The following is a 19,749-nucleotide window of genomic DNA, read 5'->3' as shown; positions in this document are numbered from 1 at the left end:
TAAATGATGAAGTTTTTTGTTTTATAGGGTATATGAAAAGAAAGTTACTGTTTGCCTTAGGCGCATTTTTTATTTTTACCATTGCTGCGCTTGCCCAAACTAAGGTTAGCGGAGTAGTGTATGATAATGCTAATCAGCCTTTACCATACGTTAATGTCTACTTTAAAGGCACTAACGAAGGTACTATTACCGATGAGAACGGTAAATATTACCTGGAGTCTAAAAATACTTATACAGACCTTACCATAACCTTTGTAGGCTTCGCCCCAAAGGAAGTTCACCTGGAAAAAAACGTGAATTATAACATGAAAGTTACTCTTGCCGAAGCCAACGAGCTTAAGGAAGTGGTGCTTTACAGTGGTAAGACCTCTAAAAAAAATAACCCGGCCATAGATATACTCCGCAAAATATGGGAACGCCGTCGCAAGAACGGCCTTAACATGTTTAAGCAATATGAGTATGATAAGTATGAAAAGGTAGAGTTTGACCTTAATACGGTAGACAGCGCTATGATGAAGAGCAGGCTGTTTAAGGGCATGGAGTTTATTTTTGACCAGGTAGATACATCAAACGTTACGGGTAAGACCTACCTGCCTATTTTTATAAACGAAGCGCTTAGCAAGGTTTATGGTGATAATGTAGCCAGTAAAAAGAAGGAAAAGGTATCTGCCAACAAAACATCGGGGTTTGATAACAACCAGCAAATACTGGCCTTTATAAAAGACCTATATGCTCAATACGACATTTATAACAACTACCTTAAGTTTTTTGACAAAGACTTTGTAAGCCCGTTATCGCGCACGGGTATTAACGTATATAACTATGTACTTGCCGATAGTTCTTATATAGAGAATAAATGGTGCTACAACATTGTGTTTTACCCAAGGCGTAAGGGCGAACTTACCTTTAAGGGTAACTTTTGGGTAAACGATACCACCTTTGCCATTAAAAAAATAGCAATGAGTGCCAGTAAAAGTGCTAACATTAACTGGGTTAAGGATATTTATATAGAGCAGGATTTTGATGTGCTTAACGACTCGGTGTTCCTGCTTAAGCGCGACCACATGATGAGCGACTTTGCGCTTAACAAAAAAGAAACATCTAAAGGGGTTTATGGTAAGCGTACCACGCTTTTCCGTGATTATGTTTTTGATAAAAAGAAACCGGAGGAGTTTTATGCCGCCGATGTAAACTTTAATGATGAGTCCATATACGGCAAGAGCGACGAATTTTGGGACGAGAACCGCTTTGAATCTTTAAATAAAGATGAGAAGGGAGTTTACAAAATGCTCGACACCCTAAAGACCGTGCCTAAGTTTAAGCGGATGTACACCCTTGTGGGTACGCTTAGTAGCGGCTATTACCAGATGGACCATTTTGATTACGGCCCTATATTTAGTACCGTAGGCTATAATGTGATAGAAGGGCTAAGGCTACGTACCGGCGGGCGAACCTACTTTGGACAAAACGACCCATGGAGGATAGAGGGCTACACGGCTTACGGTTTTAAAGATAACCAGTTTAAGTATGGTATATCGGGCAAGTGGATGGTAGATAAAAAGAACCGTATAATACTTGCCGGTGGTAACCGCCGCGACATAGAGCAAATAGGGGTAAGCCTAACGGCTACTAACGACGTTCTTGGGCGAAGCTTTGCATCATCATCATTATTTTCCAGCGGAAGCAATAACCAGTTAACGTCTATTAATTTTAGTACGTTCTCTGCCGAAATAGAGCCGGTTAAAAACCTCGTTTTAAGGACCAGTTTTAATTACCGTACACTTAAATCGGCCGATCCGCAATTGTTCAGCCTCGACTACTGGTTAGACCCATTAGACCACAGCAAGGGTACCAATGGGTTTACAAAGCAATATGAGTATGGCTTTATGATAGATTATACACCTAAGCGCAGGACTATAGGCTATGGCGTAGAACGAAGTGATGTTGATTATAACTATGCCCGCCTGTTCCTTAATTACTCGCAGGGTATAAAAGGCATCTTTGGTAGCGATTTCGATTACCAGAAGTTACAGTTCTACTACCGCCAGCCGGTACTTGTGGGTGGTTTCGGGAGGTTGTTCACAACGTTTGAAGCCGGTAAGATATTTGGCACTGTACCTCTTGGGCTAATGGGTGTTGTACCGGGTAACCAATCTTACTTCCTGATCGAGAACACCTACAACCTGTTAGACTACTACGAGTTTGTTACCGACGAATATGTATCTGTACACTTAGAACATAATTTTAACGGAAGGCTTTTCTCGCGTATTCCGGGGCTTAGAAATCTTAACCTTCGCGAAATTATAGGTATTAAAGGTATTTATGGTAATGTATCACAAAAAAATATAGACCTTAATGCAAGTAACCTTGTGTACCGCTCTCCCGAAGATATTTACTGGGAATACCACGCCGGTGTGGGTAATATATTTAAAGTATTGCGCATAGATGCCGCATGGAGGGGTAATTACCTTAGCATGCCGGGAGCAAGTAAGTTTACGGTTAAGGCATCTTTCGGGTTTTTCTTCTAAAATTATTACAGTAAAGCAGTTAGTGTAAAAACAACACCTGTTACATCGTTGTAGTGGGTTTAAATAATTGTTAAGAAGTGCCCGGGCTTATGTTTTAGGCTTTTAACATTTGTATCGTATTATTTTTATACTATTTTTGCACCATAACAAAAAACTATTACAATGTCTTCAGAGAAAAAAACATTTGATGTTCTTATAGAGATACCAAGGGGTAGCAGGAATAAATATGAATATGATTTTAAATTAAAAAGGATACGTTTTGACAGGATGCTATATTCGTCTATGATGTACCCTGCTGATTACGGTTTTATCCCTGAAACACTTGCTCTTGACGGAGACCCTTTAGATGTGCTTGTTTGGTTTACAGAGCCATCTTTTCCCGGTTGTGTAGTTGAGGTTAAGCCTATTGGCGTATTTTATATGGCTGATGATAAAGGCGAAGATGAGAAAATTATCTGCGTACCGGTATCTGATCCTATTGCTTGTAAAATGAACGACTTAAGCGATCTTAACGTTCACTTTATTAAAGAAGTAGAGCACTTTTTCCGTGTGTATAAAGACCTTGAGAACAAAACTGTTGAGGTAAAAGGATGGGGCGATGCTGCTAAAGCTTACCAGCTTATAGAAGAGTGTACTGCCCGTTTTGAAGCTCTTGAAGATAAACCGGAAGAGTTGTTTACTATATAATAACTACCCGCATTATAAAATATAAAGCAATATCTGGTAAAACAGGTGTTGCTTTTTTTATTACATTTACATTTGGTTTTATTTTCTTAACCGGATACGTTTAAAATTATGGCATCTAAATATCTTATTGTACTGCTAATATTATCTGTCGTTGGGTTTGTTACCCTTGGCGTTAAAAGGCTGTTGCTGCTTAGGCAGGGCTTTCATCCTGAAAGAAAACCCATTAACTGGGTAATGATAGGGTTGCTGGCTATCCTTACAATTTTTCTTGTGAGCTGTAGCAATAAAACCCCGGAAACCCCCGCAGAAGTTGCCGGTGCCGAACGTGAGCAGCAATCGGTAGTGGTAACTCGCATAGATGGCAAGACTACCGATGTACATAAGGTAATTGATGGTAAAGGCAATGTAACGGCTACCGTGACCACATCTACAAGAGGAGATAATGGTGAAATTGTTACCGAAGAAAAAACATTTACAGGTACCCGTGCAGAAGTTGATGCAAAAATAAAAGAGTTTAAAAAGTAGAGACGCATGGAATGCGTCCTGCGTATGTGGAATAGGAAATTAGTTACTGTTGATTTTATTGTAAGACGCATTCAATGCATCTCTACAGATATTACGGGCAGTCAACTTTCAAAAAACTATAAACTTTAAACCTGAAACAAATTAAAACAACCCGTGCAACTCTGCGTTAATACGGTTAATGATATCGCCCAGGTCTTCGGGATTATCTACAAAATTGTTTTTATCCACATCAATAATAAGCAGCTTGCCCTTATCATAATTCTGTATCCAGGCTTCGTAGCGCTCATTAAGGCGGCTAAGGTAATCTATAGATATAGAGTTCTCATAATCGCGTCCACGCTTGTGTATATGCCCTACGAGATTGGGGATAGAGCTTCGCAGGTAAATAAGTAAATCTGGCGCGCCCACAAAACCCTCCATAAGCTCAAAAAGCGATTTGTAGTTTTCGTAGTCACGGTTAGCCATAAGCCCCATAGCATGCAGGTTAGGGGCAAATATATGGGCATCCTCATATATGGTACGGTCCTGGATAATCTTCTTTCCGCTTTCGCGAAACTGTAGTATCTGGCTAAGGCGGGTATTTAAAAAGTAAATTTGCAGGTTAAAAGACCATCGTTCCATCTGGTGGTAAAAATCGTCAAGATAAGGGTTGTCTACAACATCCTCATAGTGGGGTTCCCATTTAAAATGTTTGGCAAGCAAACCGGTAAGAGTTGTTTTCCCGGCGCCAATATTTCCTGCAACAGCTATATGCATTAGTTAAAAGTAATTTTATATTGAATGATTTCGCTTTCCGTAAAAATAGATAAAATTTGGGAGGCGTAGTAAAAAGAGGCAAAGCTTTTTTCGTTAATCTGCACAAACTTTCGGGTTTTAGCGGGCAGGTCGTACAGGTACAGGCTGTTGTCTTTACTGTATAAAATTTGTGTGGCAGATAGTATTTGTGCCTGGTCAAAGGCAGGTACGCTGCCCAGTGCGGTAACTTTGCCAAAAAGGTTTACTGTAAAGCATTTACCTGCGTTATCTATCCAGTAAAAATAATTATAGTCGCTCTGGTAATATTTTATGCCATCGTTAAAAGGTGGGGTAAGCGTACGGAAGTTGTTGCGCATCGGGTCATACAGCCCTATTTGCTGTGTGGTAATATCATAGATCCATAACCGGTTTTGCGATGCTAACGAAGCTGCCTCTGCAATAAGTTCTGTAGGGAGCGCGCTAAAGTTTATGGTAGCCGTTTGGTTAAGCTGGTTATCCAGCAGTACCACGCTATTAAATTTTCTGTAAAATAAAACGATCTGCAATGGGTTCTGGATGTCTACCCTGTAAATCTCTCCCAGGCCCACGTTTTGGTATTTAACAGATTTTCCGTCTTTCGTTTTCCTGAACTCGTTATTGGCAATGGTATATTCCCACCCAAAGGCATCGGTGCCTATGTAGCGCTGCGGCGGGTTCTTGCTGCTTTGCATAAATTTTACAGGAATGCCAATTTCCTGTGCCTGTGCAGTAAAACAAAATAAGAAAAGTAAGAGTAGTGTTTTTTTCATGCTGTTGTAAATGTAAAAAAAATACTGTGGCTTTAGTATTCCGCCGTAAAAAATGTATTTTTTGTAGACGATCCTTGCTGTTTTGTGTGTTATGCTTTGAGGCGAGATGAAAGGCATTACCTTAGTGCTTAGTATACTCAATATATACATTCACACAGTTTTGCGACTTATATAGAATATCTCGCTACAATGTACAGCCAAGGTTACTTATTATTTTCGGCACGGTATTTTATTTAGTTTTAGTCACGGCATATTGGGCATATAAATTTTACTATTTTTACGGTATGCAAAATACAGCCTATCCTAAGCTTGATTACTTTTTAAAAAAGTTGCCAATTATAAATATGTTTTTTTTGACTCCCATTATTGTGTTCAGCTTTATAAAGAGTTTTAAGGACCTCATTATAGTGCTTATCATTTTCAGTATTACATCAATGTCTATAATGGCTACTGTTTACAGGATAATGGTTACTGATTATAAAAAAAATATCGACCCAAAGAAATTTCTCGTGTTGTCGGTTATAACAGCAGTATTGTTATTTGTTAGTATGTATTTTGGATTTACAGCATTAGGCTGGATGGATATGTAATAATCTTATCGTTATTTTTCGCACACTACTGTATGATCAGACTTTCATGATCGCTATTGTAAATTAGAATATACTTTTAACATATCCTTAATAATGTTAAACCTTATAATTACTATAGCAGGTGCTTGTATTTACTGGGATTTTCTATAGAAAAGACCTATCTTTGCCGTAACAATAATACAAAGAGAAAATATGGCGAGTGATTATCAGCTTAAAAAAGAGTCTTTCGGCTCACTTGTAGAACAAATCAGGGTTGATAACATGGAATATTTCAGGGGAAAAACTATGTCGAGGGTTTACATGATAGGTAAGTCTAATGATGACCTGCCCGCACTCCTTTTTCCTAAAAACGATATGCCAAACGATATTAAAGAGAAGCTTAATGAAGCCTTTAAATCGATATTTTTAGATGCCGAATAGATACATCTAAATGCATAAAACAAAAGGGACTGTTCATCACAGTCCCTTTTGTTTTTAAGAGTCAATAAAAAAGGAACACCGTTATGATGTTCCTTTTTTTTGTATATATCTATCTGTAAATTACAATGCAAAGGCAGCTTTTACTTTATCTACATAGTCAAGTTTTTCCCATGTAAACAATTCCACTTCCAGTGTTTTAGTTTCGCCATTAGGGGCAGTAAAAGTTTTTATAACAGTTTCCGGCTTGCGGCCCATGTGTCCGTAAGCAGCAGTTTCGCTGTATATAGGGTTACGCAGTTTAAGGCGTTGCTCTATAAAGTACGGGCGAAGGTCAAACAGGGCTTCTACCTTTTTAGCAATTTCACCATCGGTAAGGTTTAGTTTGCTTGTGCCATACGTGTTAATGTAAACACCCATAGGTTTTGCAACACCAATGGCATAAGATACCTGCACAAGTATTTCGTCTGCAATGCCGGCAGCAACAAGGTTTTTAGCAATGTGGCGAGTAGCATAAGCAGCACTACGATCTACTTTACTTGGGTCTTTACCAGAGAAAGCTCCACCACCGTGAGCACCTTTACCACCATAAGTATCTACAATAATTTTACGGCCTGTAAGGCCTGTATCGCCGTGAGGCCCGCCTATAACAAACTTACCTGTAGGGTTTATGTGGTACTCTATGCTATCGTTAAAGAGGTGAGCATAAGCAGGGTTGTTTTTTACTACCCTGGGTACTAATATCTCTATAATATCTTTTTTAATTTTAGCAAGCATAGCAGGCTCCTCATCAAAATCATCATGCTGTGTAGAAACCACAATAGCATCAATGCGCACCGGCTTATTGTTATCGTCATACTCCAGCGTTACCTGACTTTTAGCATCAGGGCGCAGGTAAGTAATTTCGTTGTTTTCACGCCTAAGTGCAGCCAGTTCCTGTAGCAGTTTATGGCTAAGGTTTAGCGCAAGCGGCATATAGTCTTCGGTTTCGTTAGTAGCATACCCAAACATCATACCCTGGTCGCCGGCACCCTGTTCTTCTTTAGTGTGGCGGTCTACACCCTGGTTAATGTCCTGAGACTGCTCGTGTATGGCAGAAAGTACACCACAAGAGTTAGCCTCAAACATATATTCGCTCTTGGTATAACCTATTTTGCGGATTACCTCGCGTGCTATAGATTGTACATCAAGATAAATTTTAGATTTTACCTCTCCTGCAAGAATTACCTGGCCTGTGGTAACAAGCGTTTCGCAGGCTACTTTGCTCTCCGGGTCGAACGCAAGGAAGTTGTCGATAAGTGCATCGGAAATCTGGTCAGCAATTTTGTCAGGATGTCCTTCGCTCACTGATTCTGACGTAAATAAATATGCCATAGTATATAGTCTATTAATTTAGTAGGGAAAAGCGCTTGCAACAGCTAAAGGGGAGGGAAGTCCTGCTTTAGCATTTTTTAATGAGGTTGCAATCAGTACAAATCTTTCCTCTAATTATTTCGGTGCAAATGTATAAAACCTTATTGGAATAAAAAAAATACAACCACTTTTTAATGCTTTTATATTATTGTGCATCGCTGTTTTTTTTATTTTAACAATGCCTGCAGCCTTTTTTATATTTTGCCCAATGCTACATTAAAGTTATTATTAGAAAAAATTATTGTAAATTAATTTTTACTGAATCCGATGTTTAAGTTGGGGAATGCAAATTGTTTAAAAGGGTATAATACCATCTGCAGCCTTATAATTAATAGCCTGCAAATTTTACAAATGATAATATTTATGGGTGCGCTATTACCTGTACGCTTATTGTTAAAAATTGCAAACCTGTGGCACGGGCATGTTTTTTTAAAATTGGTGCTTAAAATAAATTTGTTAAAGTTTTGAATTTTATTTGGTAAATTAAAAATAAGTTAAGAAGTTTGCTAAACAGAAAAACTGAACAAAATGAAATTTATTATCTGCAATATGTGTTGTATCATGCCGGACTCTTCCGCGGATAGCGCTATTGCCTAATTTTAAGTTTTTAAAATATACGCAAAAGCCTTCCGCACAACGGGAGGCTTTTTTTTTGGTTTATAAAAAAATGATTCTTAGTGTTCGTTCTGCCACCCCTCCCTACAGCGGGAGGGGTTAAGGATGATAAAAAATATAAAAATGACAAAATTCGCTTCAAATAAAATGGTAATGTGTTGTATGGTGTGCATGTGCGCAACCTTACCCCGTAGCCAAAAGCGAAAGAGTCACATCTTTTAGTTTATAGTTCAAATACTGTAAAGCCCTTTTGGTACCAATGCCAGGAGGGCTTTTTTATTTTCTGTTAAATCTTAGTTCGTTCAAATTCTAATAAAATCTTTAAAAATCTACTATCATGAGCACACAACAATTTTCTACAGCAGCACTACACGCAGGACACGATGTTACAAAAAATGGAGGAACACGAGCCGTGCCTATTTACCAGACAACATCATACGTTTTTAATAATGCAGAGCATGCGGCTAACCTTTTTGGCCTTGCAGAGCCCGGCTATATTTACACCCGCCTTAATAATCCAACAAACGATGTTTTAGAACAGCGCCTTGCAGCCCTTGAAGGCGGAATAGGCGCAGTGGTTACCGCATCGGGTACATCGGCACTAACCACGGCATTGCTTGTGCTGCTAAAAGCAGGCGATCACATAGTATCTTCTAACAGCCTGTATGGCGGCACTTACAATTTGTTTAATGTAACCTTACCGCGATTGGGTATTACAACCACGTTTGTAGACCCGTCTGACCCGGCTAACTTTACCAAAGCTGCACAGGAAAATACCCGTTTGTTCTTTGCCGAATCTTTAGGCAACCCCAAGTTGGATATTCTTGACCTTAAAGGAATTTCGGCGGAAGCCCAAGCGTTTAAAGTTCCTTTTATTGTAGATAATACCGTGCCTACGCCTTATCTGCTTAACCCTATAGCGCATGGTGCAGATATTGTTATCCATTCGCTTACAAAATACATTACCGGTAACGGAACCTCGCTGGGCGGCGCGATTATAGATGCCGGAAAATTTGACTGGAGCAGTGGCAAGTTCCCGGAGTTTACAGAGCCATCTGCCGGATACCACGGTTTAGTATACCATGAAGCGCTTGGCCCCGCAGCCTTTATTGCCAAAGCACGTATAGAAGGCCTGCGCGATTTTGGTGCGGCACTAAGCCCCTTTAACGCATTCCAGACCATACAGGGACTCGAAACATTGCAGGTGCGTATAGAAAAACACAGCAGCAATGCACTGGCACTGGCACAATGGCTCGAAAATCATGAAGATGTGGCGTGGGTAAATTATCCCGGGCTTGCATCCAGCAAATATAATGCACTGGCTAAAGAATATTTGCCAAAAGGCCAAAGCGGGCTTATAACCTTTGGTCATAAAGGCGGCTATGAAGCGGCAAAGAAAATTGCTGACCAGACTAAGTTGTTCTCCTTACTGGCAAACATAGGCGACACAAAATCGCTAATCATCCACCCGGCAAGTACCACACACCAGCAGTTAAATAATGAGCAGCAGGAAGCAACAGGAGTATTTAAAGACCTGGTTCGCCTGTCTGTGGGCATAGAAGATATAGAAGACCTTAAAGCCGATTTGCAGGCAGTGTTTGCAAATATTAAAAGCCCTGTTACGGTTTAAATAAAATTTTACCACATAGAAACATAAGACTATTCGGGCATATTAAACCAGATGATAAAGCCTAAAATAGTTTACATAGTTTTTAACTATGTTATACCAGGGGTGTCTATAAAATCTCTTGCTCAACAAAGCCTATGTATCTATGTGGTGAAAATATAACGTTACTCACTTGAGTAATAATAAAAATAATAAATGTGTTTTGGTTTGTTTGTAAAACTGTTCCGGTACTCTAACTAACTCAGCCGGGACAGTTTTTTTAATCATTTTGCTATGGAAAATCTCCTTAAAATTGTCATACCTCAATGGAACCTGCAGAGCGGTAAAACGCTTACAGATGTTGTGCTTAGTTACCAGTTTTTTGGGCCGGTAATTGGTAATGCACCGGTGGTATTAGTTAACCATGCCCTTACGGGTAACTCTAATGTGGGTGGTTATAATGGCTGGTGGAATACGCTGGTAGGCGAAGAGAAAACAATTGATACCAACTATTTTACGGTTATAGCCTTTAATATTCCCGGTAATGGTTTTGATGATAATGCAGATAACCTTATATATAATTATAAAGACTTTACAGCTCAAGATGTTGCCCGGTTTTTTTGGCTCGGTTTACAACAATTGGGCATATTGCAACTGCATACTATAATTGGCGGAAGCCTGGGCGGTGGCATTGCCTGGGAGATGGCTGCTTTAGAACCTGAAAAAGTAGCCAATTTAATACCTGTGGCTACCGACTGGAAAGCTACCGACTGGGTTGTTGCTAACACGCTGGTTCAGGACAGGATATTAAACAACTCTGTTAACCCCATTGCCGATGCGCGCCTGCATGCTATACTGCTATACCGCACGCCACAATCATTACAGGGCAGGTTTAATAACACTTATATAAATAATGCTTTTGCCGTAGAACACTGGCTTACCAAGCATGGCAAAAATTTAGAAGAACGTTTTACATTGTCTGCTTACAAGCTTATGAACCATTTGCTAAAAACTATTAACATGGCAAAGGACGGTAGCTTTGAGGCCGTAGCAAAAACCATAACAGCAGCCATACACATAGTGGCTGTAGATACCGATTTGCTTTTTACAGCAGATGAAACCCGCAAAACCTATGAGGCTCTTAAGCAAAATGGCAATGAGGTGTATTATAACGAAATAAAATCTGTTCATGGGCATGATGCTTTTTTAATAGAGTGGGAGCAGCTTGCAGAGATACTGGCACCGGTATTTCAGTCAGATGAAAATTCGAAAAAATTTCACAAAGACACGCAAAGAAGGCGCAAAGAAACACAAAGCATAAAAGCTGAAGTTTAAAATCCAGCTGAAATTTATGTAATCTTAAAAAAAAATCTTTGCGAAACTTTGTGCCGTCTTTGTGAATCTTGGTGTAAATAACGCTATAAATTTCATAAATCTTAAAATAGGGGCGCTTAATACCAAGCTTTGCGAAATGATGCCATACTACGATAAAATTTATTTACAAATAGTTGCTTATCCCAAAAATTATGTTGAAGTTTGTTATTCAGAATAAAGGAATTATGAAATTTAATTACTCACAATGTGTCATTTCGATGTGGAAACCTTCCGCAGGGGCTGCTATTGTTTGATTTTAAAATTTATCAACATATAGATCAAGGCCCCTGCAATAAGCAGGGGCTTTTTTGTTACTATTATAAAGATATTACATAAAATATGAAAACTAAGGCTGTAAATAATAATACAATTTGCAAGTGTATCTGTTCATCGTGGATGCAGGTGCAGTATATGCATACACCATTACCAAAACGGGCAACGTAATCTTATTTTATATTTAGATACAAAGGTCTTTTTGGTAACATACTAAAGAGGCCTTTTTTTATTTCGGGCCAGTTCAATCATCATCAACCATTAAAAAAGCACACCATGAAACCACAATCCATCAACGTATTAGGCTATACGGGCAACAACAGCCAGTTTGTAGTAAAAACCCTTAATACAGATTTAAGGATAAACCAAAATGCACAGGCCGCTGTACCCGGCATTGCCAGCCCATACGAATATATCCTTGCAGGATTTGCAGGCTGTATTAATGCGCTTGGCCAGCTGGTAGCCGCAGAGCTGGGTATAAACCTTAAGTCGCTGCAAATAGAAATTACAGGCAGCCTTAATACAGATGTGGTTTCGGGAATATCAGGAAAGGTAAGGCCGGGGTTTAACAGTATAGAAATTGTACTAAAACCTGCTGCCGCTGCCCCGCTGGAAACGTTGCAACGGTGGATGAAGGAAGTGCGTTTCAGGAGCCCGTTATATGATAATCTTGTTAACAACACACCGGTTAAGCTTAATTTGTTTAAAGAATATACGGCGGTTAATTAGTTTGTGATACTATATACTGCTCCTCCGGAGCTCAAGCTCATTAGCTTTACCCTTTTCTATAAACATGCCGTTCCTCCGGAACTAAAAGCCGGGCGCAGTATATACTATAAGAGCAGTTCAGTTCCGGAGGAACGGCATAAATAACCCAAAAGGTTCATAAAAATATTGTTTTTAAGTTGTTTTTTGTTTGTTTAAGAGCTGCCTTTGTCTCGGCAACAAAGGCAGTTTCTTTTTAATTTTTAAAAAAGAAAGTACCATGTCTCAAATTATAAATATAGTGCTGTTTGGCATAGGCAATACCGGCAGTGCGTTAATAAATAAAGTAGTGAAAGGCAGCAAAGCGCTGCCTGCTAAAAACACACCGGAGCTCAGGTTCCCGGTTATAACTAACAGTAGTGTTGCCTTTTTTGAGAAAGAAGGGGCAGATTATGCCTGGGAAGCTAACTTTATACAGTTTGCCATACCCTTTAAGCTGGACGATGTTATAGAATATGCGGTATACAACGACCTGCAAAACCTTATTGCGGTAGATGCCACACCCAGTGCAGCCCTTGCCGCAGAATATCCTGAACTGATAAAAAACGGTTTTAGCATCGTGTCTATAAACGAAAGCCTGCCGTTCCTGCCCGATAGCTTTGAGAAAGGCATTAAATTTTTAAGCGATAGCCGTGGTTTAGCGCACAAATTTATTGATCCGATAACCGGCGATAAAGAGGCCGCGGCAAATGCCTTGTATGATGGCATTATAGAGATAGCAGCTAGGCAAAAAGCTTTGGTGTATTAAATTAAGTTATTTAAGTATATGAAATGGAACGCGGATGACGCGGATTTCAAAACCGGATTTACGCAGATTTAACCCTCTTGTGCTTAGTCCGTTTTAAATCCGCGATTGCGTAGCATCCGTGTCATCCGCGTTCCATTTTCACCAAAGGAGTGATCTACTTATGCAATCTTAAAAACAAAAATCTTACATTTATTAGGCAGGTAATCTACACCTGCTAAAATTGCTGCTACATTCTCATTAGGTACTATTTCCAGTATTTTATCTTCAGGAAGTTTTATAATCGCCTTTGCAATATTCTTTGCGCTCTCTACGCCGTTAAGGTTATTGTTTATGGCATTCTTATCGTTCTTAAAACCGTTTACGTGCCACGATATTTTTCTCAGTACCGTATGCACATGCTTTTTACGCGCCAGGTGCAGCTGATGTTTTGTGTCATCATAAGCCGGTTTTTCAACCCTCTTCCAGTAATCCATAACACCGCTGGCTACCCATTTACCTTCTTCAGGATCTTCAATTTCGGCAGCGTCGCCTATAACAATAATGTGAAACTGATTCTTGTCTTCGGCAAGCGATGAATTAAGGTATGATTTAAATGTTTTCATTTTTGTGAGGGTGTTAATTGCATACGGCAATGTGCGGCATGAGGCGGTAAAGGTATCTTATTTTAAGGATTCAGCAACTTATACTTCTGCGCCCTGAATTCCTGTTCGGTTAAAATTCCTTTATCCCTTAAGCTGGCGAGTTTTAATAACTGGTCTGCCACATCTATAGTTTGTTGGGGTACTGACTGTTGGGGTGGGGCAGGAGGCAAAGTATTTTCGGTAACATTAGTGGGTGTTGCTTGTTCAAATGAGGTAGAAAAACCTTCGGCCATACTATTGTTAATTTGCATACTTACCCGCAACGTTGCGCCAAACGGATTATTTATAGATTCTATAAGCTGCTGCGAGGTAAGGTATTTAAACCCTCTTTGCGAACTGCCGTTTTTAGAAAAACATTTAAAACATATCTGTGTACCATCGGCTAGTTTTCCCTGCCCAAATGTTGGCTTGTTAAAAAAGCTAAGAGATTTAGTGCATAGTATACAGTTTGCCATACTTATAAGTTGGTATTACAGTTAGTTGTTTATAGGAGTGTTATAAAAATATGCGTTTCAAATATAGCTATTTATATTAATCGGGCACATTAAAACAAATTTGCATCCTATTAATTTGTTTCGTTACTTTGCACTGTTCTTTTACACAATGACATGTTATCACGAAAGGCAGAGGGAATAGACCCGTTGAAGCCTTAGCAACCCTTTACACTTAAAGAAGGTGCTAAATTCTACTACGCACATGCGCAGATAGATAACTCACGAAATATTTTTTTTAATATTTCCTACCCAATCAGGATAACATAGCATAAATTTTTACGGTGTGTAGTTTAGCAATAAACTTAAAACCACAAACATTTAAACATAAATTGCTATGTCTAAAATATATGATGCGCTCAATAACCGCATACTCGTGCTCGATGGGGCTATGGGTACCATGCTGCAGCGCTACAATTTTTCTGAAGAAGATTTTCGCGGTGAGCGATTTAAAGATTTTCCACATTCGCTTAAAGGCAATAACGATTTACTGTCTATTACCCAGCCGCATGCCATAAAAGATGTACACCGCCAGTATTTTGAGGCCGGTGCCGATATTGTAGAAACAAATACCTTCTCTGGCACGACCATAGGCATGGCAGATTATCATCTTGAAGATATTGTGTATGAACTTAACTATGAGTCGGCCAGGATTGCAAAAGAAGTAGCGGATGAATTTACGGCTGCCAACCCGGGCAGGCCCCGTTTTGTGGCAGGCTCTATAGGACCCACAAACCGTACTGCCAGCATGAGCCCGGATGTTAATGATCCCGGTTACCGAGCCGTAACGTTCGACGATCTTTTAATTGCCTACAAACAACAGGTAAAAGCACTTATAGCTGGTGGTGCCGATATACTGTTAGTAGAAACTATTTTTGATACCCTTAATGCCAAAGCTGCCCTTTTTGCTATAGAAGAAGTTAAAGACGAGTTAGGCATCGATATCCCTATTATGGTAAGCGGTACCATTACCGATGCTTCGGGAAGAACGCTTAGCGGGCAAACCGTAGAGGCATTTCTTATCTCGATATCGCACATTCCGCTGTTAAGCGTAGGCTTTAACTGCGCCCTTGGTGCCGACCAGTTAAAACCGTACCTAAAAAGGCTGGCGCATAATACCAGCATGAATATTTCGGCACACCCTAATGCGGGATTGCCTAATGCCTTTGGCGAATATGACCAGACTCCCGAAGAGATGCAGGTGCTTATTAAGGAGTATCTGGACGATAACCTTATAAACATTATAGGCGGATGCTGCGGCACAACCCCTAAGCATATTAAACTGATTGCCGATGTTGCGGCACAGTACGAGCCAAGAACATCAACAGTTGTTAGTTGATAGTTATTGGTTGATGGTTTTTAGAAAGAAGAAGAATGGAATACACAAAATTAGATGTTTGGCTTGAGTCGAGAAAGCTTACCAATATGTTATACACTTTATCAAAACAATTTCCGAAAGAGGAAATTTATGGCTTAACAAATCAAATGCGCCGATGTGCCATTTCGATCCCATCAAATATTGCAGAAGGTTGTGGAAGGCAAACATCAAAAGATACTGTGAATTTTCTTCATATTTCGAGGGGTTCGTTGTACGAGTTAGAAACACAATGTTTTTTGGCTTTAGATCAGAGATATATAGATGAAATACAATTTAATTCAATTTTCGAACTTATTCAGATATGCAAAAGGTTGTTAAACGGATTTATTAATTATTACAAAAAACTGTAAAGATGGAAGACGAAGACGTTACAAATCCAACAACCAACAACCAACAACCGACAACTTTTTTGTCTGACAACCAACAACAACCAACCAACAACCGTTATTTAAAACTATCGGGATTAGAACCCCTTATAGTTACCCCCGAGACTAATTTTATAAACATAGGCGAACGTACAAATGTTACGGGTTCGCGCAAGTTTCTGCGCCTCATAAAAGAAGAAAAATATGAGGAAGCGCTTGATGTTGCCCGTGCTCAGGTAGATGGCGGTGCACAGATAATTGATATTAATATGGATGAGGGAATGCTGGATGGCGTGCATGCCATGACCACATTCTTAAACCTTATAGCGTCTGAACCGGATATAGCCCGCGTGCCGGTAATGATAGACAGCTCTAAATGGGAAATTATAGAAGCAGGTCTTAAAGTGACCCAGGGTAAGAGTATAGTAAACTCCATAAGTCTTAAAGAAGGCGAGGAGAACTTTATTGCCCACGCTAAAAAAGTAAAACGCTACGGCGCAGCGGTAATTGTCATGGCTTTTGACGAAACCGGCCAGGCTGATACTTACAACAGGCGTATAGAAATTTGTAAGCGTAGTTATGATATTCTTGTAGATAAAGTAGGCTTTCCGCCGGAAGATATAATTTTCGACCCTAATATATTCCCCGTAGCAACGGGTATGGAGGAACACCGTAGAAATGCACTCGACTTTTTTGATGCCACTAAATGGATACGTACTAATTTGCCGCACGCCCACGTAAGCGGCGGGGTAAGCAACGTGTCGTTCTCTTTTCGTGGTAACGACAGGGTAAGGGAGGCGATGCACTCGGCATTTTTATACCATGCCATACAAAACGGTATGGATATGGGAATCGTAAACCCCGAAATGATAGAGGTTTATGATGATATTGATAAAGAACTTTTAGAGCATGTAGAAGATGTATTGCTCGACCGTAGAGATGATGCTACCGAGCGCCTGCTTACGTTTGCCGAAAATGTAAAAGGCGGTGCCAAGATTACCGAAAAACAAGCCCAGGAATGGCGCTTGCTGCCCATACAGGAAAGGCTTACGCATGCCCTTGTGCGCGGTATAGACGAATTTATTGAGGTAGATATTGAGGAAGCACGCCTTGCTGCCAGCAAACCCATTGAAGTTATCGAGATTAACCTTATGACGGGAATGAACGTTGTGGGCGACCTCTTTGGCAGTGGTAAAATGTTCCTGCCGCAGGTAGTTAAGTCGGCACGGGTAATGAAAAAGGCTGTGGCTTATTTGTTACCTTATATAGAAGAAGGCAAAGGGAAAGGTTCATCGGCCGGCAAAGTGCTTATGGCAACTGTAAAAGGCGATGTGCATGATATAGGAAAGAATATAGTAGCTGTAGTGCTTGGTTGTAATAACTTCGAAATTATTGATTTAGGCGTTATGGTTCCGCCGGAAAAAATTATAGAGGCTGCTATCAGGGAGAATGTAGACATCATTGGCCTTAGCGGATTGATTACCCCGTCGCTCGACGAGATGGTTTATTTAGCTAAAGAGATGGATAAGCTAAACATTAGCATCCCTATTATGATAGGTGGGGCAACAACATCGCGTGCGCATACGGCTGTAAAAATAGCACCGCAGTACCGCGAAACCGTTGTGCATGTTAACGATGCAAGCCGAGCTGTAACCGTAGCCGGTAATTTGCTTAATGCCAATAAACTGGAGTATTCTAAAACCATACGTGCCGAATATGATACGCTTAGGGAAGGCTATCTTAACCGCTCGCGCGATAAAGATTATCTGAGTATAGAAGATTCACGCCGTAATAAACTAAAGCTGGACTGGGAGGATTATGCCCCTACTAAACCCAACTTTATAGGTGCACAAACCATTTACCCTAAACCTGCCGAGCTGGTGGAATTTATAGACTGGACCCCTTTTTTCCAGACGTGGGACCTGCATGGTAAATATCCGGCTATCCTTAAAGATGAGGTTGTAGGCGAGCAGGCCGTTATATTATTTGCCGATGCCCAAAAGATGCTAACGCAAATGCTGGAGGAAGACTGGCTGGAGGCACGTGGTATTTATGGTATTTATCCTGCCACGACCATTAATGATGACGATATAGAACTGTATGACGAAGATGGTAAAAAGAAAGCAACGTTTCTTACCCTGCGCCAGCAGTCGCAAAAAACAAAAGGTGCACCTAACATTGCCCTTGCCGATTTTATAGCGCCTAAAGAAGCCGGTTATACCGATTATATGGGGGCATTTGCCGTTACCACCGGTTTTGGGGTCGACGAAAAGGCTGCCGAATTTGAAAAAGATCACGACGATTATAACTCTATAATGGTTAAGGCACTGGGCGACCGCCTTGCCGAAGCTTTTGCAGAGTACCTGCACTTAAAAGTACGTAAGGAAATATGGGGCTATGCTGCCGATGAGCATCTTAGCAACGAGCATTTAATTAAAGAAGAATATGCAGGTATTCGCCCCGCACCGGGATATCCTGCGTGTCCTGACCATCTTGAAAAAAACACAATATGGCAATTGCTGGATGTAGAGAAACAAATAGGGGTTAAACTTACAGAGAGCCTTGCCATGTGGCCGGCATCATCGGTATCGGGTTATTATTTTGCCAACCCTAAGAGTAAGTACTTTGGGCTTGGGAAAATTAAGGAAGACCAGGTTATAGATTATGCCAAACGCAGAAGCATACCTACAGAAACCGCCAGTAAATGGCTTAACCCTAATATAGCAGATTAGATAAAAAGTGTTCAGTATTCAGTCGCAGTGTTCAGTGCATTTCGATAGATAATAATCTGAGCCATCAACCATATAAGAATGAAAGTAACCGAACATATTGCCAATGCCAATGGCAAAACACAATTTTCTTTTGAGATACTTCCCCCGCTTAAAGGGCAAAACATACAATCTATTTTTGATAGCATAGACCCTTTAATGGAGTTCGACCCGCCGTTTATAGATGTTACCTACCACCGTGAAGAGTATGAGTATAAAGAGCTGCCAAGCGGATTGCTCGAAAAGAAAGTGGTTAAAAAACGCCCTGGCACAGTAGGTATTTGTTCGGCTATACAAAACAAGTACCAGGTAGATGCTATTCCGCATATATTATGTGGTGGCTTTACTAAAGAGGACACCGAGAACTTTTTAATAGACCTGGACTTTTTAGGTATACAAAATGTTGTGGCCCTTAGGGGCGATGCCGTAAAGACCGAAACTTATTTTCGTGCAGAAAAAGAGGGCAACCAATATGCAACCGAACTGGTTACACAGGTAGCTAACCTTAATAATGGTATTTACCTGGACGCTGACCTGCAAAATACGTCGGCAACAAATTTTTGTATCGGTGTGGCAGGCTATCCTGAAAAACACATGGAAGCCCCAAGCTTTGACAGTGATATTTATTTCCTGAAACAGAAAATAAAAAATGGTGCCGAATATATTATTACCCAGTTGTTTTTTGATAATCAGCGTTTTTTTGATTTTGTATCAAAATGCCGCAAAGAGGGTATTACAGTGCCTATTATTCCGGGGTTAAAGCCTATTGCTACTAAAAAGCAGCTTAACATGATACCGCACCGTTTTAAGGTAGATATACCGGATGACCTTATTATGGAGGTTGTACGTGCTAAAGATAATGATGCCGTTAAACAGGTAGGAGTAGAATGGTGCATTGCCCAAAGTAAAGAACTTATTAAGGCCGGCATACCGGTGCTGCATTATTACAGCATGGGCAAGCCCGACAATATTAAAGCAATAGCTAAAGAAATTTTTTAAGAAATTTAGCTAATAATATTAT

General features: G+C 40.1%; 18 protein-coding genes and 1 riboswitch. Of the genes, 13 read left to right on the top strand and 5 right to left on the bottom strand.

Translation table 11 applies throughout. From position 1 onward, the window contains the following. Window positions 1–32 precede the first annotated feature (32 nt). The 3 genes from F565_RS0105400 (at window position 33) to F565_RS0105390 (ending at window position 3,740) form a co-directional block, all read left to right on the top strand. Complete coding sequence (locus tag F565_RS0105400) at window positions 33–2,528, top strand: DUF5686 and carboxypeptidase-like regulatory domain-containing protein (protein ID WP_020212183.1); 2,496 nt, start codon at window positions 33–35, stop codon at window positions 2,526–2,528. Window positions 2,529–2,690: 162 nt separating this feature from the next. Next, on the top strand, window positions 2,691–3,215 hold the full coding sequence (locus F565_RS0105395) for an inorganic diphosphatase (RefSeq protein ID WP_020212182.1): 525 nt from the start codon (window positions 2,691–2,693) through the stop codon (window positions 3,213–3,215). Window positions 3,216–3,323: 108 nt separating this feature from the next. Beyond that, on the top strand, window positions 3,324–3,740 hold the full coding sequence (locus tag F565_RS0105390) for a hypothetical protein (protein WP_020212181.1): 417 nt from the start codon (window positions 3,324–3,326) through the stop codon (window positions 3,738–3,740). Between the two features lie 141 nt (window positions 3,741–3,881). Here F565_RS0105390 and F565_RS0105385 read toward each other — a convergent pair whose 3' ends face one another. Both F565_RS0105385 and F565_RS0105380 read right to left on the bottom strand, forming a co-directional pair. After that, the gene (locus F565_RS0105385) at window positions 3,882–4,496 is read right to left on the bottom strand and encodes a deoxynucleoside kinase (RefSeq protein ID WP_020212180.1); all 615 of its coding nucleotides are present in this window, start codon (window positions 4,494–4,496) and stop codon (window positions 3,882–3,884) included. Then, window positions 4,496–5,284, bottom strand: a complete 789-nt coding sequence (locus tag F565_RS0105380) for a hypothetical protein (protein WP_020212179.1) — start codon at window positions 5,282–5,284, stop codon at window positions 4,496–4,498. Before F565_RS0105380 ends, F565_RS0105385 begins: the two co-directional genes overlap by 1 nt. A 353-nt stretch (window positions 5,285–5,637) precedes the next feature. Here F565_RS0105380 and F565_RS0105375 point away from each other — a divergent pair, with 353 nt between their 5' ends. Both F565_RS0105375 and F565_RS0105370 read left to right on the top strand, forming a co-directional pair. Next, on the top strand, window positions 5,638–5,874 hold the full coding sequence (locus tag F565_RS0105375) for a hypothetical protein (RefSeq protein ID WP_154652537.1): 237 nt from the start codon (window positions 5,638–5,640) through the stop codon (window positions 5,872–5,874). A 192-nt stretch (window positions 5,875–6,066) separates the two neighbouring features. After that, on the top strand, window positions 6,067–6,294 hold the full coding sequence (locus F565_RS0105370) for a hypothetical protein (RefSeq protein WP_020212177.1): 228 nt from the start codon (window positions 6,067–6,069) through the stop codon (window positions 6,292–6,294). Window positions 6,295–6,414: 120 nt separating this feature from the next. Here the strand turns inward: F565_RS0105370 and metK are convergent, their stop codons facing one another. Then, a complete protein-coding gene (gene metK, locus F565_RS0105365; protein ID WP_020212176.1) occupies window positions 6,415–7,665 on the bottom strand; it encodes a methionine adenosyltransferase in 1,251 nt (416 codons plus the stop codon). 991 nt (window positions 7,666–8,656) lie between these two features. On the opposite strand from metK, the gene F565_RS0105355 reads away from it, so the two are divergent. The 4 genes from F565_RS0105355 to F565_RS21230 all read left to right on the top strand — a co-directional run bounded on the left by F565_RS0105355 (window position 8,657) and on the right by F565_RS21230 (window position 13,085). Next, window positions 8,657–9,949 carry an O-acetylhomoserine aminocarboxypropyltransferase/cysteine synthase family protein gene (locus tag F565_RS0105355; protein ID WP_020212174.1) on the top strand — a complete coding sequence of 431 codons (1,293 nt, stop codon included), beginning with the start codon at window positions 8,657–8,659 and terminating at the stop codon, window positions 9,947–9,949. A 270-nt stretch (window positions 9,950–10,219) separates the two neighbouring features. Further along, on the top strand, window positions 10,220–11,260 hold the full coding sequence (locus F565_RS0105350) for an alpha/beta fold hydrolase (protein WP_020212173.1): 1,041 nt from the start codon (window positions 10,220–10,222) through the stop codon (window positions 11,258–11,260). Between the two features lie 588 nt (window positions 11,261–11,848). Beyond that, window positions 11,849–12,301 carry an OsmC family protein gene (locus tag F565_RS0105340; RefSeq protein ID WP_020212171.1) on the top strand — a complete coding sequence of 151 codons (453 nt, stop codon included), beginning with the start codon at window positions 11,849–11,851 and terminating at the stop codon, window positions 12,299–12,301. 256 nt (window positions 12,302–12,557) lie between these two features. Beyond that, window positions 12,558–13,085 carry a hypothetical protein gene (locus F565_RS21230; RefSeq protein WP_020212170.1) on the top strand — a complete coding sequence of 176 codons (528 nt, stop codon included), beginning with the start codon at window positions 12,558–12,560 and terminating at the stop codon, window positions 13,083–13,085. 158 nt (window positions 13,086–13,243) lie between these two features. On the opposite strand, the gene F565_RS0105330 is transcribed toward F565_RS21230, so the two are convergent. Together F565_RS0105330 and F565_RS21225 are read right to left on the bottom strand one after the other, a co-directional pair. Continuing rightward, complete coding sequence (locus F565_RS0105330) at window positions 13,244–13,687, bottom strand: DUF6367 family protein (RefSeq protein ID WP_020212169.1); 444 nt, start codon at window positions 13,685–13,687, stop codon at window positions 13,244–13,246. A 62-nt stretch (window positions 13,688–13,749) separates the two neighbouring features. Then, window positions 13,750–14,181 carry an SHOCT domain-containing protein gene (locus F565_RS21225; protein ID WP_020212168.1) on the bottom strand — a complete coding sequence of 144 codons (432 nt, stop codon included), beginning with the start codon at window positions 14,179–14,181 and terminating at the stop codon, window positions 13,750–13,752. Window positions 14,182–14,334: 153 nt separating this feature from the next. After that, window positions 14,335–14,441, top strand: a riboswitch (SAM riboswitch). Between the two features lie 113 nt (window positions 14,442–14,554). Between F565_RS21225 and F565_RS0105320 the strand changes: the two genes are divergently transcribed. The 4 genes from F565_RS0105320 (at window position 14,555) to metF (ending at window position 19,727) form a co-directional block, all read left to right on the top strand. Further along, window positions 14,555–15,556 carry a homocysteine S-methyltransferase family protein gene (locus tag F565_RS0105320; RefSeq protein ID WP_020212167.1) on the top strand — a complete coding sequence of 334 codons (1,002 nt, stop codon included), beginning with the start codon at window positions 14,555–14,557 and terminating at the stop codon, window positions 15,554–15,556. A gap of 35 nt (window positions 15,557–15,591) precedes the next feature. Next, window positions 15,592–15,945 (top strand): four helix bundle protein, encoded by a 354-nt coding sequence (locus F565_RS0105315; protein ID WP_020212166.1) that lies wholly within the window; start codon window positions 15,592–15,594, stop codon window positions 15,943–15,945. Window positions 15,946–15,947: 2 nt separating this feature from the next. Beyond that, the gene (metH, locus tag F565_RS0105310; protein WP_020212165.1) at window positions 15,948–18,692 is read left to right on the top strand and encodes a methionine synthase; all 2,745 of its coding nucleotides are present in this window, start codon (window positions 15,948–15,950) and stop codon (window positions 18,690–18,692) included. 78 nt (window positions 18,693–18,770) lie between these two features. Next, window positions 18,771–19,727 carry a methylenetetrahydrofolate reductase [NAD(P)H] gene (gene metF / locus F565_RS0105305; protein WP_020212164.1) on the top strand — a complete coding sequence of 319 codons (957 nt, stop codon included), beginning with the start codon at window positions 18,771–18,773 and terminating at the stop codon, window positions 19,725–19,727. The last annotated feature ends 22 nt before the right edge of the window (window positions 19,728–19,749 follow it).

It is taken from the genome of Flavobacterium rivuli WB 3.3-2 = DSM 21788 (genome assembly GCF_000378485.1).
Lineage (GTDB): Bacteria > Bacteroidota > Bacteroidia > Flavobacteriales > Flavobacteriaceae > Flavobacterium > Flavobacterium rivuli.
Note: the sequence above shows the minus strand (reverse complement) of the source record. Positions and strands in the feature narration are given on the sequence as shown.